Annotated in this window: 16 protein-coding genes; 9 read left to right on the plus strand and 7 right to left on the minus strand. The window is 62.1% G+C overall.

Going from position 1 to position 18836, the window contains the following annotated elements; all coding sequences use genetic code 11:
• Positions 1-170: 170 nt before the first annotated feature.
• The 4 genes from BLQ01_RS06595 to BLQ01_RS06610 form a co-directional block, all read right to left on the minus strand.
• Positions 171-1349 carry an adenylate/guanylate cyclase domain-containing protein gene (locus BLQ01_RS06595; protein ID WP_091550697.1) on the minus strand — a complete coding sequence of 393 codons (1179 nt, stop codon included), beginning with the start codon at positions 1347-1349 and terminating at the stop codon, positions 171-173.
• Positions 1339-1932, minus strand: coding sequence for a PH domain-containing protein (locus tag BLQ01_RS06600; protein WP_091550699.1), 594 nt, complete (start codon positions 1930-1932; stop codon positions 1339-1341). The genes BLQ01_RS06595 and BLQ01_RS06600 overlap by 11 nt, the downstream gene beginning before the upstream one ends.
• Positions 1925-2848 carry a biotin--[acetyl-CoA-carboxylase] ligase gene (locus tag BLQ01_RS06605; protein ID WP_026541416.1) on the minus strand — a complete coding sequence of 308 codons (924 nt, stop codon included), beginning with the start codon at positions 2846-2848 and terminating at the stop codon, positions 1925-1927. Before BLQ01_RS06605 ends, BLQ01_RS06600 begins: the two co-directional genes overlap by 8 nt.
• 88 nt (positions 2849-2936) lie before the next feature.
• Positions 2937-3815 (minus strand): SDR family oxidoreductase, encoded by an 879-nt coding sequence (locus tag BLQ01_RS06610; RefSeq protein ID WP_091550700.1) that lies wholly within the window; start codon positions 3813-3815, stop codon positions 2937-2939.
• A 212-nt stretch (positions 3816-4027) separates the two neighbouring features.
• On the opposite strand from BLQ01_RS06610, the gene BLQ01_RS06615 reads away from it, so the two are divergent.
• From BLQ01_RS06615 to BLQ01_RS06625, 3 genes are all read left to right on the plus strand, one after another.
• Complete coding sequence (locus BLQ01_RS06615; protein WP_091550702.1) at positions 4028-5611, plus strand: acyl-CoA carboxylase subunit beta; 1584 nt, start codon at positions 4028-4030, stop codon at positions 5609-5611.
• On the plus strand, positions 5608-5862 hold the full coding sequence (locus BLQ01_RS06620) for an acyl-CoA carboxylase epsilon subunit (protein ID WP_091550704.1): 255 nt from the start codon (positions 5608-5610) through the stop codon (positions 5860-5862). The genes BLQ01_RS06615 and BLQ01_RS06620 overlap by 4 nt, the downstream gene beginning before the upstream one ends.
• Before the next feature lie 66 nt (positions 5863-5928).
• The gene (locus BLQ01_RS06625) at positions 5929-7611 is read left to right on the plus strand and encodes a DUF885 domain-containing protein (RefSeq protein WP_091550705.1); all 1683 of its coding nucleotides are present in this window, start codon (positions 5929-5931) and stop codon (positions 7609-7611) included.
• 58 nt (positions 7612-7669) lie between these two features.
• On the opposite strand, the gene BLQ01_RS06630 is transcribed toward BLQ01_RS06625, so the two are convergent.
• The gene (locus BLQ01_RS06630; RefSeq protein ID WP_139183447.1) at positions 7670-8005 is read right to left on the minus strand and encodes a hypothetical protein; all 336 of its coding nucleotides are present in this window, start codon (positions 8003-8005) and stop codon (positions 7670-7672) included.
• Between the two features lie 406 nt (positions 8006-8411).
• A complete protein-coding gene (locus BLQ01_RS06635; protein WP_217638353.1) occupies positions 8412-8768 on the minus strand; it encodes a hypothetical protein in 357 nt (118 codons plus the stop codon).
• Between the two features lie 390 nt (positions 8769-9158).
• Here BLQ01_RS06635 and BLQ01_RS06640 point away from each other — a divergent pair, with 390 nt between their 5' ends.
• From BLQ01_RS06640 to BLQ01_RS06665, 6 genes are all read left to right on the plus strand, one after another.
• Complete coding sequence (locus tag BLQ01_RS06640; RefSeq protein ID WP_091550707.1) at positions 9159-10592, plus strand: dicarboxylate/amino acid:cation symporter; 1434 nt, start codon at positions 9159-9161, stop codon at positions 10590-10592.
• Positions 10593-10684: 92 nt separating this feature from the next.
• Positions 10685-11116 (plus strand): YbjQ family protein, encoded by a 432-nt coding sequence (locus BLQ01_RS06645; protein WP_026542732.1) that lies wholly within the window; start codon positions 10685-10687, stop codon positions 11114-11116.
• 135 nt (positions 11117-11251) lie between these two features.
• On the plus strand, positions 11252-11968 hold the full coding sequence (locus tag BLQ01_RS06650; protein WP_091550709.1) for a TetR family transcriptional regulator: 717 nt from the start codon (positions 11252-11254) through the stop codon (positions 11966-11968).
• A gap of 1 nt (position 11969) precedes the next feature.
• A complete protein-coding gene (locus BLQ01_RS06655; RefSeq protein WP_091550710.1) occupies positions 11970-14495 on the plus strand; it encodes an MMPL family transporter in 2526 nt (841 codons plus the stop codon).
• A gap of 151 nt (positions 14496-14646) precedes the next feature.
• Positions 14647-15321, plus strand: coding sequence for a Maf family protein (locus BLQ01_RS06660; protein ID WP_026547112.1), 675 nt, complete (start codon positions 14647-14649; stop codon positions 15319-15321).
• A gap of 60 nt (positions 15322-15381) precedes the next feature.
• Positions 15382-17253, plus strand: coding sequence for an acetyl/propionyl/methylcrotonyl-CoA carboxylase subunit alpha (locus BLQ01_RS06665; protein WP_091550712.1), 1872 nt, complete (start codon positions 15382-15384; stop codon positions 17251-17253).
• 68 nt (positions 17254-17321) lie between these two features.
• Here the strand turns inward: BLQ01_RS06665 and BLQ01_RS06670 are convergent, their stop codons facing one another.
• Positions 17322-18734: an MFS transporter gene (locus tag BLQ01_RS06670; RefSeq protein WP_026542737.1), complete on the minus strand. Its 1413-nt coding sequence runs from the start codon at positions 18732-18734 to the stop codon at positions 17322-17324.
• Positions 18735-18836 lie beyond the last annotated feature (102 nt).

The following is an 18836-nucleotide window of genomic DNA, read 5'->3' on the forward strand; positions in this document are numbered from 1 at the left end:
AAGCCGCACGCTCGCTCACATAACACCCCTTAAGGCCGAACGCTCTCTCCCTTTCTTGAAGAAAGTGAGAGAGCGAACGGTTCAAACCGGGGGGACGTGATAGAGCGTCCGGTTTAAACCCGGGGGACGTGAGAGAGCGAACGGCTTGGAGGTGGCCCAGCCGGAGGCGTCTAGTCGAGTACCAAACCCTTGCCGCGGCCACGGGCCAGCATGACGGGATGGATCTCGCCGAAACCGCGGACATTTTCAGATTTCTGCGGAACCAGGACGAACCGGTCATCCTGGCCCAACGCAGCGGCGGTCATGGCATCCACCAGGACAGTCCCGGGTTGGGCCAACGTGGTAAGGCGGGCAGCGAGGTTGACCGTTGGTCCATAAATGTCACCCAGCCTGGACAGGATGCGACCCCAAACCATGGAGACACGGCATTGCGGCAGGATCTCGTCCTCAGTAAAGGCCTGCGCCAATGCAAGGGAAATCTCGGCCCCTGCAGCTGGTGTCTCGGCAATGTAGAGGACTTCATCGCCCACAGTCTTGACCAGACGGCCGCCACCCACGGAGATAATTTCTGCGCACTTGTTCTCAAAGCGCTGCACCAACTGGGCAAGCGTCTTCTCGTTCATGCGGCGCGAAAGGCTGGTGTAGGAGACGAGGTCGGCGAAGCCCACAGCCCGCGCCAGGGGCAATGGCGAATCGTCCTCATCGCCCTCACGGCCTTCCTCGCTGGCCTGAAGTCCGGCCTCGGCGCGAACCGCGAGGCGCTGCACACCGGCGTTGAGTTGACGGCGGTAGGAGTACACAAGGATCTCTTCAAGCGAATCCACCAGCGCCGGCAACTGACCTACCAATTGCTTGCGCGCCACTGCATCCGGAATCCCCTGCTCGGAGACCATGTCTTCCACCAGCGCTTCGATCTGCCAGACCACCATCCGGTCTGTCATCTGCCCGATTGAACGGGTGACGGAGATGGCGGCTTCCTCGGTCAGTATCCCGGCCCGGACGAGGTCCAGGATGGTGGACAGGGCGGCCTGGTCCCGTTCGGTGAAAGCCACGTCCTCGTCGCCGAAGTTCGGGAATCCCAGGGCACGCCAGATTTTGCGGGCCGACAGGATGGAAACGCCCGCCCCCGCGGCAACTTCACGACGACGGAGCTTGCGTTCACCGCCCAGCAGCTTCGATTCCAGAGCTTTGATGGCAAGGCGCTCGGCGGACATGACACCAGTGGGCGGACCACTCTGCACCGCAACCGGAGCAGGGCCGGCGTCGGTGTCCTCATCCACGGAAGGCTCGGGGACGGCGTCGAACTCCTGGTCCAAGTCCCCGCCGGACTGCTGATCCTCAACGCTCATCTCTTCCACCTTCTCTCAGCTCCCATGGCAACTGGTCATAGTCCGTCAATACTTGGCCTTCAAAAACCTCACCTTGCGGGAGTTCATCCATGGCGTCAAGAATGAACCCCCGGAATTTTGCGACCTCGGGAACATCCGCCAGAACGGCCGTTCCGGAGTGCCCGGTATCCAAGGATATATTCCCGGAGTGCAATGCCCGTTGGAACATGCTCTGATGGATCCCCACATTGCGGATTGCCACGAGCGATACTTGCCAGTCCCGGCGTCGAAACATTCCGTATTTGGCAAGTATCCGCCTGCTCGTCAGGATGTAACGGACGGAATTCCAGCGCATCACCCGGCGCAGGCTGTAGCCAAATACCAGCCAAGCTGCCAGCAACAGGCACAGCCCGATCAGCCATGGCGTCCATTCAACTGTAATGAAAGAAGCCAGGCGCTGGGGATTGCCTTTGACAATCCAGGCGCAGGCATAGCCTGTGAGGGCCGGAGCAGCAAGGAAGGCAAGCACGGGAAAGAAGAGGGAGCGGGCCTGCTGGCGCGTGATGGTGATGACCTGCTCTCCCGGAAGCAACTCCTTACGCATAACCGCTTTCTGTGGCGCGCAGGTGCACCACATCCCCAGCAGTCACAACATGCTCCCTGCCGCCGTGGTCTACCACCAGCAGGGATCCGTGCTCGTCCAGCCTTGAAGCATGGCCCACGAGTTCGAGATCTCCGGGCAAGTGGGCCCGTACTTCCCGGCCAAGGGTGACCATGGCCGACTCCACCCGCTTGTGCAGGGAAGCTCCGCCGGCCAAACCTGCGGCGGGGTCTCCTTCTGAATTGCAGAAACTGCGGTAAAGCCGTGCGAAGCGGGACAGGTAGCTTTTCAGCAACGCGGTACGGTCCGTCGTCGTGGCCCCTTCCAAGGCCAGCGACGTAGCTGTCTTGACCGGCAATTCCTCCTCAGCCAGCGTCACGTTGAGCCCCACGCCGAGGATCACTGCTGGAACCGAGCCATCGCCGATGTTGGTCATCTGCGCCAGGATGCCGGCGATCTTGCGGCCGTTCACCAGGACGTCGTTGGGCCACTTGATATCGGCAGTGACCCCAGCCGTTTCCTGCAAAGCTTCACGCAGGGCAACCGCAGCCAGGAGGGACAGCCACGAGTAGCTCTGGGTGGGTACCGGCATGCCTTCGGCTGTGACAGGACGAAGCACCATGGATACAGACACCGCTGAACGCTCGGGCGATTCCCACTGCCGGTCCAGCCGTCCACGCGCCGCCGTCTGGTGTTCGGCGGTCAGCACGGAAAGGTCAGTCCACTTCTTGGGCTCAACGGTGACCGCCCGCACCAGGTCCTGGTTGGTGGAGCCCGTGGATTGGACGATGTTCAGTTGCGAAATGCCCGCTGCCGACAGGAACTCCGGCTGCAGCAATGCTTCACGGTCCAACGCGGGTCGCTCGGGACCGGCGCCCTGGACGTGGGGTTCGCTGCTGTCTGGCTGTTGGGCATCCATAGCTGAATCCTATCCATTCGCGGCGCACACGGATGGCCCTTGCCCTGAAAAGGGTCTGGGAATACACCCCGAGAACGCCGAGTGGAAATCAGAGGAAGATGTCCGGAACCAGGCGGTCTTCGGGTGCACCGAGGCTGTAGGTCGAAAAATCCGACACACCGGCTGCTGTCAGGACCTCTTCGTCCGTGAAGAATTTGCCTGTTGCCCCGGAACCGGTCAGGACAGCATGTGCGGCATCGGCCATGATTTCGGGGCCTCGTGCTGCTTGCACGATTTGCTGCCCGCCGGGCATGTTCCGGATCGCGGCTGTATCAATCAGCGTGCAGGGCCAGAGGGAGTTGACCGACACGCCGTCGTTCTTGAGCTCTTCGGCCAATCCCAGGGTGGTCAGGCTCATTCCGTACTTGGCCATGGTGTAGGCAAGATGCATGCCGGCCCATTTCGGGTCAAGGTTCAGGGGCGGGGAAAGGGTGAGAATGTGGCCGTGGCTGGATTCCCTGAGCGCCGGCAGCGCGAGCTTGGAGAGCAGGAAGGTGCCACGGACATTAATGTCCTGCATGAGGTCGTAACGCTTCATGTCAACGGCGTCGGTGCGGGACAGATCGATTGCCGAGGCGTTGTTAACCACGACGTCGATCCCCCCGAAACGCTCGACGGCGGCGGCTACTGCTGCGGCGACGTCGTCATCGTTGCGGACGTCCCCGACGAGCGGCAAGGCCTGGCCACCTGCCGCCACCAATTGATCCGCGGCGGTGAAGACTGTGCCTTCGAGTTTGGGATGGGGATCCCCCGTCTTGGCCATGAGCACGATGTTGGCACCGTCCCGGGCCGCACGCGTGGCGATAGCCAGGCCGATGCCCCGGCTGCCGCCGGACATCAGGATGGTCCTGCCCTTGAGCGAACCAGTAGCTACGTAGGGAGTCTGCGTCGGCGCAAGTGCGCCGGAAGCGTCGTTGCTTGAAGTCATGGGGACACTCTAACCCAACTATGTTACTGACGGGTAACATAGCGACGGCTTTGGCTTGGACGCGGAAAATTGTAGGGTTTCTACAGCAGTTCGCGGCTAAGGCGTCACTAGACTGGCCTGCGGGCCCTGTTCTTTGTACGGAAGCTACTTAAGCTTTGGGACCAACACCGAACTGCGCCAGCGAAAATCAGCTACAGAGCCGGAGACACTTGATGAGCCACGATCTGACAACGACAGCGGGAAAGATTGCCGACTTCCGCGACCGCCAGGCCCGTGCAGAGCAACCTTCCGGCCCGGAAGCGATTGAGAAGCAGCACGCACGGGGCAAGAACACGGCCCGCGAACGCATCGACCTCTTGGTTGATCCGGGCTCCTTTGTCGAGTTCGACGCCTTGGCGGTGCACCGCTCCACAGCTTTTGGCATGGAGAAAAAGAAGCCTCTGGGCGACGGCGTGGTTTCCGGTTACGGAACCGTCGATGGCCGCCTCATCGCGATCTACAGCCAGGACTTCAGCGTCTACGGTGGCTCGTTGAGCCAGGTCAACGGCGAGAAGATCGTCAAGGTCCAGGAATTCGCCCTCCGCAACGGGTGCCCTGTTGTGGGTATCAACGACGGCGGCGGCGCGCGCATCCAGGAAGGCGTGGCTTCGCTGGCCATGTTCGCTGACATCTTCCGCAACAACGTCCACGCTTCCGGCGTGGTCCCCCAGATTTCCCTCATCATGGGCCCGTGCGCCGGCGGCGCCGCCTACTCCCCTGCCCTGACCGACTATGTGGTCATGGTGGACAAGACCTCGCACATGTTCATCACCGGCCCGGACGTCATCAAGACGGTCACCGGCGAAGACGTGGACATGGAAACCCTTGGTGGCGCCCGCCAGCACAACGCCACCACCGGAACCTCCACCTACCTTGCCTCCGACGAAGCAGACGCGATCGAATTCGTCCGCGAACTCCTGGACTTCCTGCCCTCGAATAACCTCTCGGAAGCACCCGTGGTGGAGCACGACCAGGAACTGGAACTCAACGACGACGACCAAGCACTGGACGCGCTGATCCCCGACTCCGCCAACCAGCCGTACGACATGCGCAAGGTCATTGAGCAGATCGTGGACGACGCACACTTCCTCGAAATGCAGTCCCTGTACGCCCCTAACGTGATGATCGGCTACGGCCGCGTTGAGGGACACACCGTGGGCATCGTGGCCAACCAGCCCATGCAGTTCGCCGGAACCCTGGACATCTCCGCCTCGGAAAAGGCTGCCCGCTTTGTCCGGCACTGCGACGCCTTCAACATCCCCATCATCACCCTGGTGGACGTCCCCGGCTTCCTGCCCGGCAAGGACCAGGAGTTCCAAGGCATCATCCGCCGCGGGGCCAAGCTCCTCTACGCCTACGCCGAAGCAACGGTCCCCAAGCTCACGGTCATCACCCGCAAGGCTTACGGTGGAGCGTACATCGTGATGGGCTCCAAGAAGCTCGGCGCGGACCTCAACCTCGCATGGCCCACCGCCCAGATCGGCGTCATGGGCGCCCAGGGTGCCGTGAATATCCTTTACCGCCGCGACCTTGCTGCCGTTGCCGAAGCCGGCGGCGACGTGGAAGCCAAGCGCGCCGAGATCATCCAGGGCTACGAGGAAGAACTCCTCAACCCTTACCAGGCAGCTCAGCTGGGCTACGTAGACGCCGTCATCGCTCCGTCCGACACGCGCCTCCAGATCATCCGCGGCCTCCGCGCCCTCCGCGACAAGCGCGCCAGCCTGCCCACCAAGAAGCACGGAAACATCCCGCTGTGACCACGCCCAAGCATCGCGCCGATTCGGCGCCGGACGCCGCTCCCGCAGAACCCGCCGTCCCGCTGTTCTCGGTGGTCAAAGGCGAACCGACAGCCGAAGAGCTCGCGGCACTTGCCGCCGTCGTGGTTTCACTCGGTACGCAGCAGGAGGCTGCCGCAGCCAAGCCGAACGTCCGGCATTGGGTGCGACGCCAGCAGCTGCGGCTGGACCCGTCACCAGGCCCTGGCGCATGGAAGCGCAGTCGCGGCTAGTTTTCCCGCACGTAGAAAAGTTCAACAACCCTTTCACGTAAGCGGTGTCGCGGCTAGGCTCTGTGGGTGACTACTGCAAACACTCCAGTACGCCCGAAGTCCGCCATCGATGCCGTAGCTGACGCGTACACAGAAAAGTTGATCGAACTCAATCCCGGCTTTGCCACCACGCTGGGCCTGCCGGGACACGAAACCGAATACCAGGACTACTCCCCTGCCGGTGCCGAGGCTCACGCGGAGGCCACAAGGTTGGCCCTGGATGCCCTGGCAGGTCTTGAGCCCTCGGACGACGTGGATGCCGTCACCCTGGACGCCATGCGCGAGCGGCTCGGCCTGGAATTGGAGATCCACGAGTCGGGTTGGGACCTCGCCGACCTGAACAACATTGCCTCTCCTGCCCAGGACATCCGCGCCATTTTCGATCTCATGCCTACCGAGACCGTTGAACAGTGGGAACACCTTGCCGGCCGTGCAGCCAACGTTCCTGGCGCCATTGAGGGCTACATTGAGTCGCTTCGCTCCGCTGCCGATGACGGGAAAGTAGCCGCCGCCCGCCAAGTCCGGATCGTGATCGAGCAGACCGGCCGCTACGCCTCAGAGGATGGCTTCTTCGCCAAAATGGCCACCAACGCTGCTATTGGTGGCTCCCCGCTGCCCGCCGAGGTTCAGTCAAAGCTCGACGCCGGGACTGCGGCCGCGCGTTCTGCGTACAGCGCCTTGGGTGAATTCCTTCGGGACGAACTGTTGCCCGCGGCACCCGAAAAGGACGCCGTTGGCCGCGAGCGTTATTCACTGGCCTCGCGTTCATTCGTTGGCGCCGAAGTAGACCTGGAAGAGACCTACGCTTGGGGCGTTCAGGAGCTCGAGAGGCTTATCGGCGAGCAGGAAAAGGTCGCGGCGCAGATCAAGCCCGGCGCCTCCATTGAAGAAGCCAAGGCCGTCCTCAATAGCGACCCTGCCCGCCAGATCAAGGGCACCGACGCCTTGAAAGCCTGGATGCAGGAACTCTCCGACCGCGCTGTCTCCGAGCTGGCCGATGTCCACTTCGACATCCCTGATGTCATGAAAACTCTTGAGTGCATGATCGCCCCCACCGACGAGGGCGGCATCTACTACACCGGCCCTTCCGACGACTTCTCCCGGCCCGGACGCATGTGGTGGTCAGTGCCGGCGGGCGAAGACACCTTCACCACCTGGTCCGAAACCACCACCGTTTTCCACGAAGGGGTGCCCGGCCACCACCTCCAAGTCGCCACGGCAACATACCGCCGGGAGCTGCTGAACAACTGGCGGCGGAACGTCTGCTGGGTCTCCGGCCATGGTGAAGGCTGGGCGCTCTACGCCGAGCAGCTCATGCTGGAACTGGGCTACCTCAAAGACCCAGGTGACCACATGGGCATGCTCGATGGCCAGCGGATGCGGGCAGCCCGCGTAGTGTTCGATATCGGTGTGCACCTGGAACTGCCCGTCCCCGAACGCTGGGGCACCGGCACCTGGACGCCGGAGAAGGGCTTCGACTTCCTCAAGGCCAACCTCGACATCAGCGAAGGCCAGCTTCAGTTCGAATTCACCCGCTACCTGGGCTGGCCGGGACAAGCTCCGTCCTACAAGGTAGGGCAGCGTCTGTGGGAGCAGATCCGTACCGAGCTGGAGTCCCGTGAAGACTTCGACCTCAAGTCCTTCCACAGCAAGGCGTTGAACATCGGCTCGGTCGGTTTAGACGTGCTGCGCCGGGCGTTGCTGGGCTGACCCGGCTCGAGTGCCTCCGGCCAGAAGCTGGGGGCACTCGATGTGCTGCGACGCTGGTTCAGTCAAACTCCATGAAATCCCGTACTGCCGCAATCAGCCACTCATCCATCGAGTGGTATTCCGCTGCCTGGTGGCGTACGGCCGCCCCAGTTGCGTCCCGCATCACGTCGTAGTCATCGACGACCACGACGTTCTTTCCGGTCCAGCAGGCCACATCATCGTTATCGGACCTGCAGGCAAAAGGAATCAGGTTCCAGCCAGGGAAAACCTCGTCTGTGTGTTTCATTCGCTGCGCCTGCTGTGCTCCTCGTAGGAGTTCCCAAGGTTCCAGATCCACTATGCCTCGCTCGATCATGCGGTCATAAAGAACTGGCAATGCAAGATTCTGCGTCAATGGTTTTCCTCCCAGTGGCCGTCAAGCACATCTGAATTCTCGAACAGACTCTACAGTTCATTTCACATCGTGAAGGAGCTCCCTCAACCGAGTTTCCGTAGCGTCGACGTGCGAGACGAGATCCTCATTATCAATGGTCCGCAACACTGCCGATATGGCCGTTCGTAAGACATGAGTTTCTCCGTCGTCGATGGCTACCGGAAACCAGCCTTCCTGCTTGGTCAACTGCTCATCTACGCTCCGAAGTCGTTAAATGTCCGATTCCCCAGCCGGCTTCCAGGTCAGCGAAAGAGTGCCCTATTGGGGCAAGTTGCCTGTCGAGCTGGCACGCGCCCCGGGCTGAACCGCAGGATAACGGCTGCAATTAGAGTCTCGCATGTCCACATCAGCCCAAAGGCGTCGGCGGCTATTGCTCAAACTCAATCAAATCTTCGATAGCTTTGCGAAACCAATCAGTGATATCGCCGTATTTTTCCCTCTGCTCCCATCCAGGATCCGCAAAATCATGCACGACGGAGATCGCACCAAAACCCGCGTCAATGTCCCAGCAAGCAACGTCGTCGGAGTCTACCCGCCGCGCGAACGGAACGAGTACACGAGAGGGATACCGCGCTTTTAATCCCACGGCTCGTTGTGCCAGCAACTGATCATGAAGTATTCGCCAAGGCTCAAGATTAGTGAGATTTAGCTCAACAAGCCTTCTATAGAAGCTTGGGTATTCAAACTTAGGCGGTAAATGCTGATTGGAAAGAAAAGCGTTCACTGGTTCCCAATCCATCCTGTCAATGGTGATCCATTTGGATAAGTATTCCTGAAACGACTATTTTGTGAACTTATTCTGTTCTCGACAGCATCACCCCATGTCACCGGCATCTCATCATTTCGCCCCGGGAATCGAACCGCATGGCTCCCCGGGATGGCGGCATCGTGTGGAACGCCTAAGCCAAACCAGCCCAGGCAACCAGACGCCCCCAAACTACCAACACCAACCGATAAATCCGACAAACAGAGAAATGAATGTGGATAACCGGTTGGCACACCAGGAGGACCCCCGTGAGACCAACGTCACAAAGCTGCGGGAATAACTTTTGCGCACGTAACATTTCTCAACGTCCGTTCGCTATGTTATTGGCCATGCACCTAACGTGTTCCGGTGAGCACCTCAATCAACACTTCCCCAGCAGCTGGCAAGAGCGGCTTCCGGCTCCCCAAGTGGGCCGGTTCCTTCGGCGTCCAGATCATCGCAGCCCTCATAGTGGGCCTCATCCTCGGCCTCATCGCCAAGTACACGGGCAGCACCAAGACCACCCCCAACGGTCTGGGGGCTACCCTCCAAACGATCGGCTCCAGCTACGTCTCCTTGCTGCAGACCGCCGTCGTTCCTTTGATTTTCACCGCCGTGGTGAGCTCCATTGCCAACCTGCGCCAGGTCTCCAACGCTGCGCGACTGGCTTGGAACACCCTGCTGTGGTTCGCGATCACCTCGCTGGTATCGGTGCTGATCGGCATCGGCCTGGGCGTGCTCCTGCAGCCGGGCGCCGCAACCGGCATCACCGAAGAAGCCAAGTACGCCGGCAAAACCGGTGACTGGTGGGCCTTCCTGATCGGTCTCTTCCCCAAGAACTTCCTGGGTCTTGGCGCCAGCTCCACAGTGACCGAGAGCGCCGACGCTGCCACCACGGTCAGCACCGCGGTCAACTTCAACGTGCTGCAGATTCTGGTCATTGCGATCGCGATCGGCGTGGCTGCACTCAAGGTGGGCAAGCAGGCCGAAGCCTTCCTCACCTTCAACGCTTCCGCGCTGGCTGTTATCCAGAAAGTGCTGTGGTGGATCATCCGCCTTGCTCCGCTGGGCACCATCGGCCTGATCGGTAACGCTGTAGCCATCTACGGCTGGGACACCATCGGTTCCCTGGGCAAGTTCACCGCCGCCATCTACATCGGGCTGGCTCTGGTGCTGTTCGTCCTCTATCCCATCCTGGTGCGCATTCACGGGCTCTCCATCAAGCAGTACTTCTCCGGCGTATGGCCGGCCGTGCAGCTGGCGTTCGTCTCCCGTTCCTCGATCGGCACGCTGCCGCTCACACAGCGCGTCACTGAACGGAACCTCGGCGTCCCCTCCGGCTACGCTTCCTTCGCCGTGCCGCTGGGTGCCACCACCAAGATGGACGGTTGCGCAGCAATCTACCCGGCCATTGCAGCCATCTTCGTGGCACAGTTCTTCGGCATCAACCTGGACTTCAGCCAGTACCTGCTGATCGTTCTGGTCTCGGTCCTGGGTTCGGCCGCTACGGCAGGTACCACCGGCGCCGTCGTCATGCTCACGTTGACCCTGTCCACGCTGGGTCTGCCGCTGGCCGGCGTCGGCCTCCTGCTGGCTATCGACCCCATCCTGGACATGGGCCGCACCGCGGTCAACGTCGCGGGTCAAGCGCTGGTCCCGGCCATCGTGGCCAAGCGTCAGGGCATCCTGGATGAGTCGCTGTACAACGCGCCCCGCAACGGTGCCGCCTTTGCCGACGAGTACGCCGCCGACAAGGCAGCAGCCGAAAGCAACGAGCGCGAACTGGCCGATACCAAGGCGTAGTCTCAACCTCTTTGGAAGTGCGCAAATCCCCCGGGGAGTTCTCCCCGGGGGATTTCCCCGTTAAAGGGGCCATCTCTGGATAGGCTCTGACCATGTTGATCGTCACTTCAAATGAAATCCCGGGCCACCGGATCGATGCCGTCTTCGGCGAAGTCATGGGCCTCACCGTCCGCTCACGGGACATCGGCTCGCAAATGCTGGCCGGCTTCCGTTCCCTCGGCGGCGGCGAGCTGCCCGAAATGACCAAGGCACTCTACGAAAGCCGCCAGGAAGTCATGGCACGCATGGTCAATGAGGCGCAACAGCGTGGGGCCAACGCCATCGTCGCCATGCGGTTCGACACCTCGGAAATGGGCACCAACTGGACCGAAGTGTGCGCCTACGGCACCGCCGTCTACGTACTGCCGCTCGGAGAGGGCGAGCCCGGGGCAACGGGACAGTCGATCTACCTGACCAAGTCGGCCGCGCAGCAGCAGAGCCAGCCGACTCCTCCCGCGCCGCCGGTGCCCCCGACCCAGTTCTAGTCCACGCTTCCGAGTCCCGCCCTGGTTCGCCCTCCTCCCTGCACAGGGCTGACCGCGACGAACAAGGGCGGGACTTTTGGCATGCCCACGATCCTCAAATTGCGCAGAGTGCAAACTTGCACTTAGTGTAAGTATGTGACACAAACCAGTAGCCAGGAAGCCGCTGCAGAGTCGCCCAGTACTTCTGAGTCAACGGCGCCCACCAGGCGCGAACTCAACAAGGCGGCCACCCGCAGCTCCATCGCATCCGCAGCCCTGGACCTCTTGCGCAGCAACGGGTCCGGCAATTTCACCGTAGAAGACATCGCGGCCGCCGCCGGTGTCTCGCGGCGAACCTTCTTCAACTATTTCCCAAGCCTTGAGGCGGCCCTGGCCTCCGTGGCCGACGGCTTCATGGACCACGCTTTGGAGCAGTTTCGGCTGCGTCCGGCAGATGAGTCGATCCTCGAATCCGCTCAAGCGGCCCTCATGGCGCTGGCCGATCCCATGTCCGTCGCCCCCATGGCCGAGCTGTTCAGCCTGACGCAGGACAACCGCCAGTTGGCCCGCTCCGAGCTTGAAGCCTGGGAACACTGCACCGGGCAGATCATCGACGCCGCCCGCAGCAGGCTCGGCGCCGGCATCAGTGAGCTCTATCTCCACGCCCTGGCAGGCTCCGTGATTTCGTGCGGCAAAGCAGCCATGAACGTCTGGTTCGCCGACCGCGGGCCCGACCTCTCGGCGGAGTCCCTCGCGGTCCTTCGCCAGCACCTCATCGATGCGATGGGCCTCCTCGGAGCCGGCTTCGCGCCGCCGTCGGACGCGCCCGTCCCCACCTCCCCCTCCGCTCCAACCACCACAGATCGGTTCTGACATGGCCTCGTTCCTCTACCGTCTCGGCAAGTTTTCGTATCGGCGCCGCTGGCTGGTCATCTCCATCTGGCTGGCCGTCATGGTGGCAGTTGGCGGCTCGGCCGCAGCCTTCCACGGCACCATGTCCAACAACTTCACCATCCCCGGGACCGAAACCCAGCAGATGGCGGACAAGCTCAAGGAAGCGCTCCCTGATTCTTCGGGAGGCTCCGCCAGCGTGGTCTTCGATGCCGGGGACGGCGGATTCGACCAAGCCAAGAAGGACGCAGTGGCCGCTGCGCTGACCAAGCTTGAAGCCATGCCTGACATTCAGGGAACGGTGAACCCGTTCACGACGCAGGAACAGTTGGACAAGTCCGCCAGCGAAATCGCGGCCGGTGAAGCCAAGGCCGCCGCGGGCAAGGCACAGCTTGACGCAACCCGCGCGCAGCTGGAGGCAAGCGAGGCCCAGCTGGCAGGGGCGGAACAGCAGCTGGCCGCCTCAGGCCTGACGCCTGCGGAGATTGAAGCACAAATGGCTCCACAGCGCGCCGAACTTGCGGCAGGCAAGGAAAAGCTCGACGCCGGAGCCAAGGAAGCTGCCGACGGCGCCACCGAACTCGCGCTGGGAAAGCGACAACTCGAAGCCTCCGAAGGCCTCCGTTTTGTCTCAAGCGACAACAAAGCGGCAGTAGCCCAGGTCCAGTTCAAGACCTCCATCAACGCCGTTGACCCCGCCGTCCGCGAACAGGTCCAGGAGATCGTCCACGGTGTCTCATCTGCTGGCGTCACGGCCTACGCCAGCAAGGAAATCACCGAGGACGTCTCGGAGATCTTCGGGATTGCTGAAATCGTGGGCGTCGCAGTCGCGGCCATGGTCCTGATCCTGATGCTCGGAACACTCATCGCGGCCGGGCTTCCCCTCCTGATGGCCCTGATCGGCGTAGCTGTAGGTGTCGGCGGAACGTTCGCACTGACCAGCGTCATCGACATGAGCTCCATCTCTCCAATGCTTGCCCTGATGCTTGGCCTCGCGGTTGGTATTGATTACTCCCTCTTTATCGTCAACCGTCACCGCACCCAGCTTCTGGCCGGCATGGACGCGGAGGAATCCGCTGCCTTGGCGACGGGCACTTCGGGTAATGCCGTGCTGTTCGCCGGTCTCACCGTCATCATCGCCTTGGCTGCACTGGTGGTTCCGGGACTTCCCTTCCTCGCCGTGATGGGTGTTGCGGCCGCAGCGACAGTGGCCGTCGCCGTCGTCGTAGCTTTGACCTTGACCCCCGCCGTTCTGGCCCTGATCGGCCGGAGACTCATTTCAAAGCGCGCCTGGGCCAAAGCTGCAAAGCACAACGCTGAGCCGGGCCACGAAGCGGCCGACCGTGAACGCGAAGAGAAGCGCAGCAGCGGGGGCTGGGGCGGTATGGTCACTCGTCATCCGTGGGTTGCCCTGGTTGCCAGCGTCGTATTGTTGGGCGCTTTGGCGCTGCCGGCATCGCAACTGCGGTTGGCACTTCCCGACGGCGGTTCCGAGCCTGTCGATTCGCAGGCGTTCAAGGCCTATGACCTCACCCGCAGCAGGTTCGGTGAAGGCGTCACCGGACCGATCGTCGTCGTCGGCGAATTCCCTGAAGGCCTCAGCGAAAACGACGCCAAGAACAAGCAGTTCGATGTCGCGGATCAGCTTCGGAGCGTTGAGAATGTCATTGCTGCGGTACCGATCGCACTGAGCGACGATCGTCGCACCGCAGTGTTCCAGGTGATTCCCAAGGAAGGCCCGGCCAGCGCGGGCACCGTGCAGGTGGTATCCGATCTCCGCGCAAAGGGTGCTGTGATCAGCGATGACCTTGACGTGAAAATTGGCCTGACCGGACAAACCGCGGGCAACATTGACGTTTCCAACAAGCTCGGCGCTGCATTGCCGCCGTACTTGGCGATCGTCGTGGGACTCTCCCTGCTGCTCTTGCTGCTGGTATTCCGCTCGATTGTGGTGCCCCTGCTGGCAACCGGCGGTTTCCTTCTGTCCCTCGCTGCTGCCTTCGGCGCCGTAGTTGCCGTCTACCAGTGGGGCTGGCTCGGAGGGATCTTCGACGTCGCCAATCCGGGCGCTGTCCTGAGCTTCCTGCCCATCATCCTTATCGGTGTGCTGTTCGGTCTCGCCATGGACTACCAGGTGTTCATCACCTCGGGCATGCGGGAATCGTTTATGCACGGTGAGACTGCCAAGCACGCGGTACGCTCCGGTTTCAGCCACGCTGCAGCCGTAGTCACAGCGGCTGCGATCATCATGGTCAGCGTGTTCTCCGGCTTCATCTTCAGCCACCTCACCATGGTCCGGCCGCTAGGCTTCGCTATGGCGTTCGGTGTACTGATCGATGCCTTCGTGGTCCGCATGACCATAGTTCCAGCCGTCATGTACCTCTTGGGTGAGAAGGCCTGGTGGCTGCCCAAGTGGCTGGAACGGATCCTGCCGGACGTCGATGTTGAGGGCGCCAAGCTGGAGCGGACCGATCGCCGCAAGACCGACACGGGGGAACTGGTCCACTAACGCTCGATCACATAACAGCCGATATTCACGATCGCTCTCTCACTTGCTTGAGGCAAGTGAGAGAGCGATCGGTTTAAGCAAGGGGGAAGTGAACGAGCGTCCGGCTCAAGCACGGGGGACGTGAGCGAGGGTTCGTATTAGGCTGGGGACCGTGACCCGATTGATTCTTGCCTCCCAGTCCCCCGCCCGCACCAAGCTGCTCACGGAGGCCGGAATCAGGCATGACGTCCTGGTCTCGGACGTTGACGAGGACGCTGTCCAGGCGAAGTATGGGGTCACCGACGCGCACGACACCGCACTCTTGCTGGCCCGTGCCAAGGCCGAGGCGGTCGCTTCTCTCCCAGAGGCTGAGGGTGCCTTGGTAATCGGCTGCGATTCGGTATTCGAGTTCGACGGCGAGTCCCATGGCAAGCCCTACACTGCGGAGGTTGCCCGGGAACGGATGCTGCGGATGAGCGGCTCGCAGGGCGTGCTCCACACCGGCCACTGGCTGATTGACTGCCGGGACACCGCAGCCGACGTGGACGAGGACGCGGACGCTGAAGTTGAGCCTGCCGAAGGCTCGGGTGCCACGGTCGGAGCCGTTTCCAGCGCGGAGGTGCACTTCGCTGAGATGAGCACCTACGACATCGACGCCTACATCGCCACCGGGGAGCCCCTGCATTGCGCCGGATCCTTCACGATCGACGGCCTGGGTGGGGCCTTCATCCGCAAGGTCGACGGCGACCCGCACGCCGTCGTCGGGCTTTCCATCTCCACGCTGCGCGACTTGCTGGTCCATGCGGACGTGCGGATCACCGAGCTCTGGGACAACGACGAGCAGTAGAAGCCGTTTGTAGCAACCCTACAAAGGAACATCGCCTCACACACGGAATCCCCCATCAATATGGGCGGAACCCTCACAATCGCGCTAGGCTCCTCAAGGACAGAAGGAGTCAACAACTTGTCAGCTAACCCGGCGCAGCCCATTTCCAGCCCTCTTACCAAGGTCTTGATTGCCAACCGCGGCGAAATCGCGGTCCGCATCATCCGAGCCGCCCGGGACGAAGGCATTGCCTCCGTAGCGGTGTACGCCGACCCTGACCGCGACGCACTCCATGTCCGCCTTGCCGACGAAGCCTACGCTTTGGGGGGCAACACCGCCGCCGAGTCGTATCTGGTGATGGACAAGATCATCGACGTCGCCAAGCAGTCCGGCGCTGACGGTATCCACCCCGGCTACGGCTTCCTGGCCGAAAACGCCGAGTTTGCGACCAAAGTCATCGAGGCCGGTATCACCTGGATCGGCCCCTCCCCCGAAGCGATTTCGGCCCTTGGCGACAAGGTCCAGGCCCGCCACATCGCCGAAAAAGTGGGCGCTCCCCTGGTCCCCGGTACGGCCGACCCCGTAGAGTCCGCCGACGAAATCTTGAAGTTCGCCGAGGAATTCGGCCTTCCCATCGCCATCAAGGCTGCCTTCGGCGGCGGCGGGCGCGGCATCAAGGTTGCCCGCACCATGGAGGAAATCCCGGAGCTCTACGAATCCGCGGTCCGCGAAGCCATCGCCGCTTTTGGTCGCGGCGAGTGCTTCATCGAGCGTTTCCTTGATGCCCCGCGCCACGTCGAAACCCAGTGCCTGGCCGATGCTTTCGGCAACGTTGTGGTGGTTTCCACCCGCGACTGCTCGCTCCAGCGCCGCAACCAGAAACTTGTTGAAGAAGCCCCGGCTCCTTACCTGAGCGAAGAGCAGAACAAGCGCCTTTACGAGTCCTCCAAAGCCATCCTCAAGGAAGCCAATTACCTCGGCGCCGGAACGTGTGAATTCCTGGTGGGCCAGGACGGCACCATCTCCTTCCTCGAGGTCAACACCCGGCTCCAGGTGGAGCACTGCGTCTCTGAGGAAGTCACCGGAATCGACCTCGTCCGGGAACAGTTCCGCATTGCCCGCGGCGAAGCACTGGGCTACGACGACCCCGAGGTCCGCGGCCACTCCTTCGAGTTCCGTATCACCGGCGAGGACCCGGGCCGCAACTTCATGCCCGCGCCCGGCACCATCACCACGCTGAAGAACCCCACCGGCCCGGGCGTCCGGATCGACTCAGGAGTTGAGCAGGGCGATGTCATCAGCGGCAACTTCGACTCCATGCTCTCCAAACTGATCATCACCGGCGCCACCCGCGAGCAAGCCCTCCAGCGTTCACGCCGCGCCCTCGAGGAGATGGTGGTTGAGGGTATCACCACCGTCATCCCGTTCGACCTCGCGGTAGTCACCGACCCCGCATTCGCACCGGCCGAAGGCCCGTTCAAGGTGCACACCCGCTGGATCGAGACCGAGTTCGTCAACAGCATCCCGGCATGGTCCGCCAACGCAGCAGGCGCTGAAACACCCGACGCCGGTGAGCGCCAGCGCGTCGTCGTCGAGGTTGGCGGCAAGAGGCTCGAAGTGGTTCTGCCCTCCGGACTGGGTGGTGGCACCGCAGCAATTTCCAGCGGTTCAGGCACCAAATCCGGCAAGTCCAAGAAGCGCTCCCGCTCGGCCGGCGCCACCGCTGCTGCTGCGGGCGGCAATGCACTCACCTCCCCCATGCAGGGCACCATCGTCAAGGTAGCGGCTTCAGAGGGTGACGTCGTGGCAGAGGGTGACCTGATCGTGGTCCTGGAAGCCATGAAGATGGAACAGCCGCTGACCGCCCACAAGGCAGGCACCGTGCGCGGCCTCGCTGCCACCGCTGGCGAGACGGTCGCAGCTGGTGCGGTCATCGCCACCATCGAGGACTAGAGCAAAGCACCCGAACACGACGGCGGCTCCGCACCCTTGGTGCGGAGCCGCCGTCGTTATTGGGGTGCTTAGGCTACGTTGTTTTCGTAGTCCGTGTTTTTGGTTTCCCGACTCAGCCAGAGGGCAATGAACGTCAAGACCGCGGCGAGGGCCATGTAGGCACCCACCCAGGCGGTGGACCCTTCGCCGAGCTGCCAGAGGGCAATCGCGATGAATGACGCCGGAGCTGCGCCCAACACCGATGAGAGGTTGTACGCCACAGCCGAACCCGTGTAGCGGACGTTCGCCGGGAACAGTTCCGGAAGAATTGCCGCCATGGGACCGAAAGTGAGGCCCATCAGCGTGAAGCCAACGATCAGGCCAACCATCGCCGCTGCCTGGCCAGGCCCAAACATGGCGAACCAAAGTGCGCCGAACACGAAGATGCCGGCGGTGACTGCCAGCAGGAACTTGCGTCGGCCCCACTTCTCCGCGAGCGGCCCGGAAACCACCGTGAAGATGCCGAAGAAGACAACGCCGACGATCAGCATCCAAAGGAACTGGTTCTCCGGAATGCCCAAGCCGGGAACGAAGGAGTCTACCTGGGCCGGGGTCATAGGCTTGCCTGCCTTTTCAGCAGCAGCCTTGGCTGCTTCCAGTGAGGCCGGAGCCTTGCCGAAAGTCAGCGTGAAGGAAGTCATGATGTAGAACAGCACATACGTTGCCAACATGATGAACGTTCCCGCCAGGACGGGGCGCCAGTGATTCTTCAGCGTGGCGCCCAGTGGCAGCTTCTGGACTTTGTCCTGTTCGATGACCTTGCTGAAGGAGGCACTCTCCACCAGCTTGAGCCTGACATAGAGACCAACGATCACCAGTACTGCGCTGAGCAGGAACGGCACACGCCAGCCCCAGTCCATGAATTGCTGATCCGTAAGAGTGCCGCGCATCCAGATGAAGATCAGGTTGGCGATGATGAAACCGATGGGAGCGCCCAACTGGGGGAAGGTGCCGTAGATGGCGCGCTTTCCTTCGGGCGCGTTCTCGGTAGCCAGCAGCGCGGCTCCCGACCATTCGCCGCCCAACGCCAGGCCTTGGCAGAAGCGGAGAACCACCAGCAGGAGAGGAGCGAGGAGGGCCCAGCCGGCAACACTCGCAGTGGGCAGGCAGCCGATCAGGAACGTAGCGACACCCATGGTCAGCAGCGATGCGACCAGCGTTCCCTTTCGTCCGAACTTGTCGCCGAAGTGCCCGAAGACGACAGCGCCCACAGGGCGCGCCACGAAGGCTACGCCGAAGATGGCAAAGGCGCTAAGCAGCGCGTTGATGTCCGTCGCGTTGGGAAAGAAGAGCTTGGGGAAGACCAGCACCGAGGCAGTTGCATAGACATAGAAGTCGTAGAACTCGATGGTGGTGCCAATCATGCTGGCGAAGATCACCCGTCCGCGCGAGTTCACTGGCTTAGTGGACTCGCCTTCCTTGGATGGTGCAGTGGAAGACATGTATTTGCAGCTTTCTTTCACGCCGGCAGATGCCTCTGGAGCCTACCCGGCGATGGATTATTCGAGAGTTCAATAATAGTTCCCGTTGTCCATTGACTGGAC

Source organism: Arthrobacter sp. UNCCL28 (assembly GCF_900102805.1).
Taxonomy (GTDB): Bacteria; Actinomycetota; Actinomycetes; order Actinomycetales; family Micrococcaceae; genus Arthrobacter; species Arthrobacter nicotinovorans_A.

Coding starts and splice junctions, on each gene's coding strand:
- BLQ01_RS06595 (WP_091550697.1), bottom strand. CDS start 1,349: ATGAGCGTTGAGGATCAGCAGTCCGGCGGGGACTTGGACCAGGAGTTC.
- BLQ01_RS06655 (WP_091550710.1), top strand. CDS start 11,970: ATGGCCTCGTTCCTCTACCGTCTCGGCAAGTTTTCGTATCGGCGCCGC.
- BLQ01_RS06670 (WP_026542737.1), bottom strand. CDS start 18,734: ATGTCTTCCACTGCACCATCCAAGGAAGGCGAGTCCACTAAGCCAGTG.
- BLQ01_RS06645 (WP_026542732.1), top strand. CDS start 10,685: ATGTTGATCGTCACTTCAAATGAAATCCCGGGCCACCGGATCGATGCC.
- BLQ01_RS06600 (WP_091550699.1), bottom strand. CDS start 1,932: ATGCGTAAGGAGTTGCTTCCGGGAGAGCAGGTCATCACCATCACGCGC.
- BLQ01_RS06615 (WP_091550702.1), top strand. CDS start 4,028: ATGAGCCACGATCTGACAACGACAGCGGGAAAGATTGCCGACTTCCGC.
- BLQ01_RS06665 (WP_091550712.1), top strand. CDS start 15,382: ATGGGCGGAACCCTCACAATCGCGCTAGGCTCCTCAAGGACAGAAGGA.
- BLQ01_RS06610 (WP_091550700.1), bottom strand. CDS start 3,815: ATGACTTCAAGCAACGACGCTTCCGGCGCACTTGCGCCGACGCAGACT.
- BLQ01_RS06605 (WP_026541416.1), bottom strand. CDS start 2,848: ATGGATGCCCAACAGCCAGACAGCAGCGAACCCCACGTCCAGGGCGCC.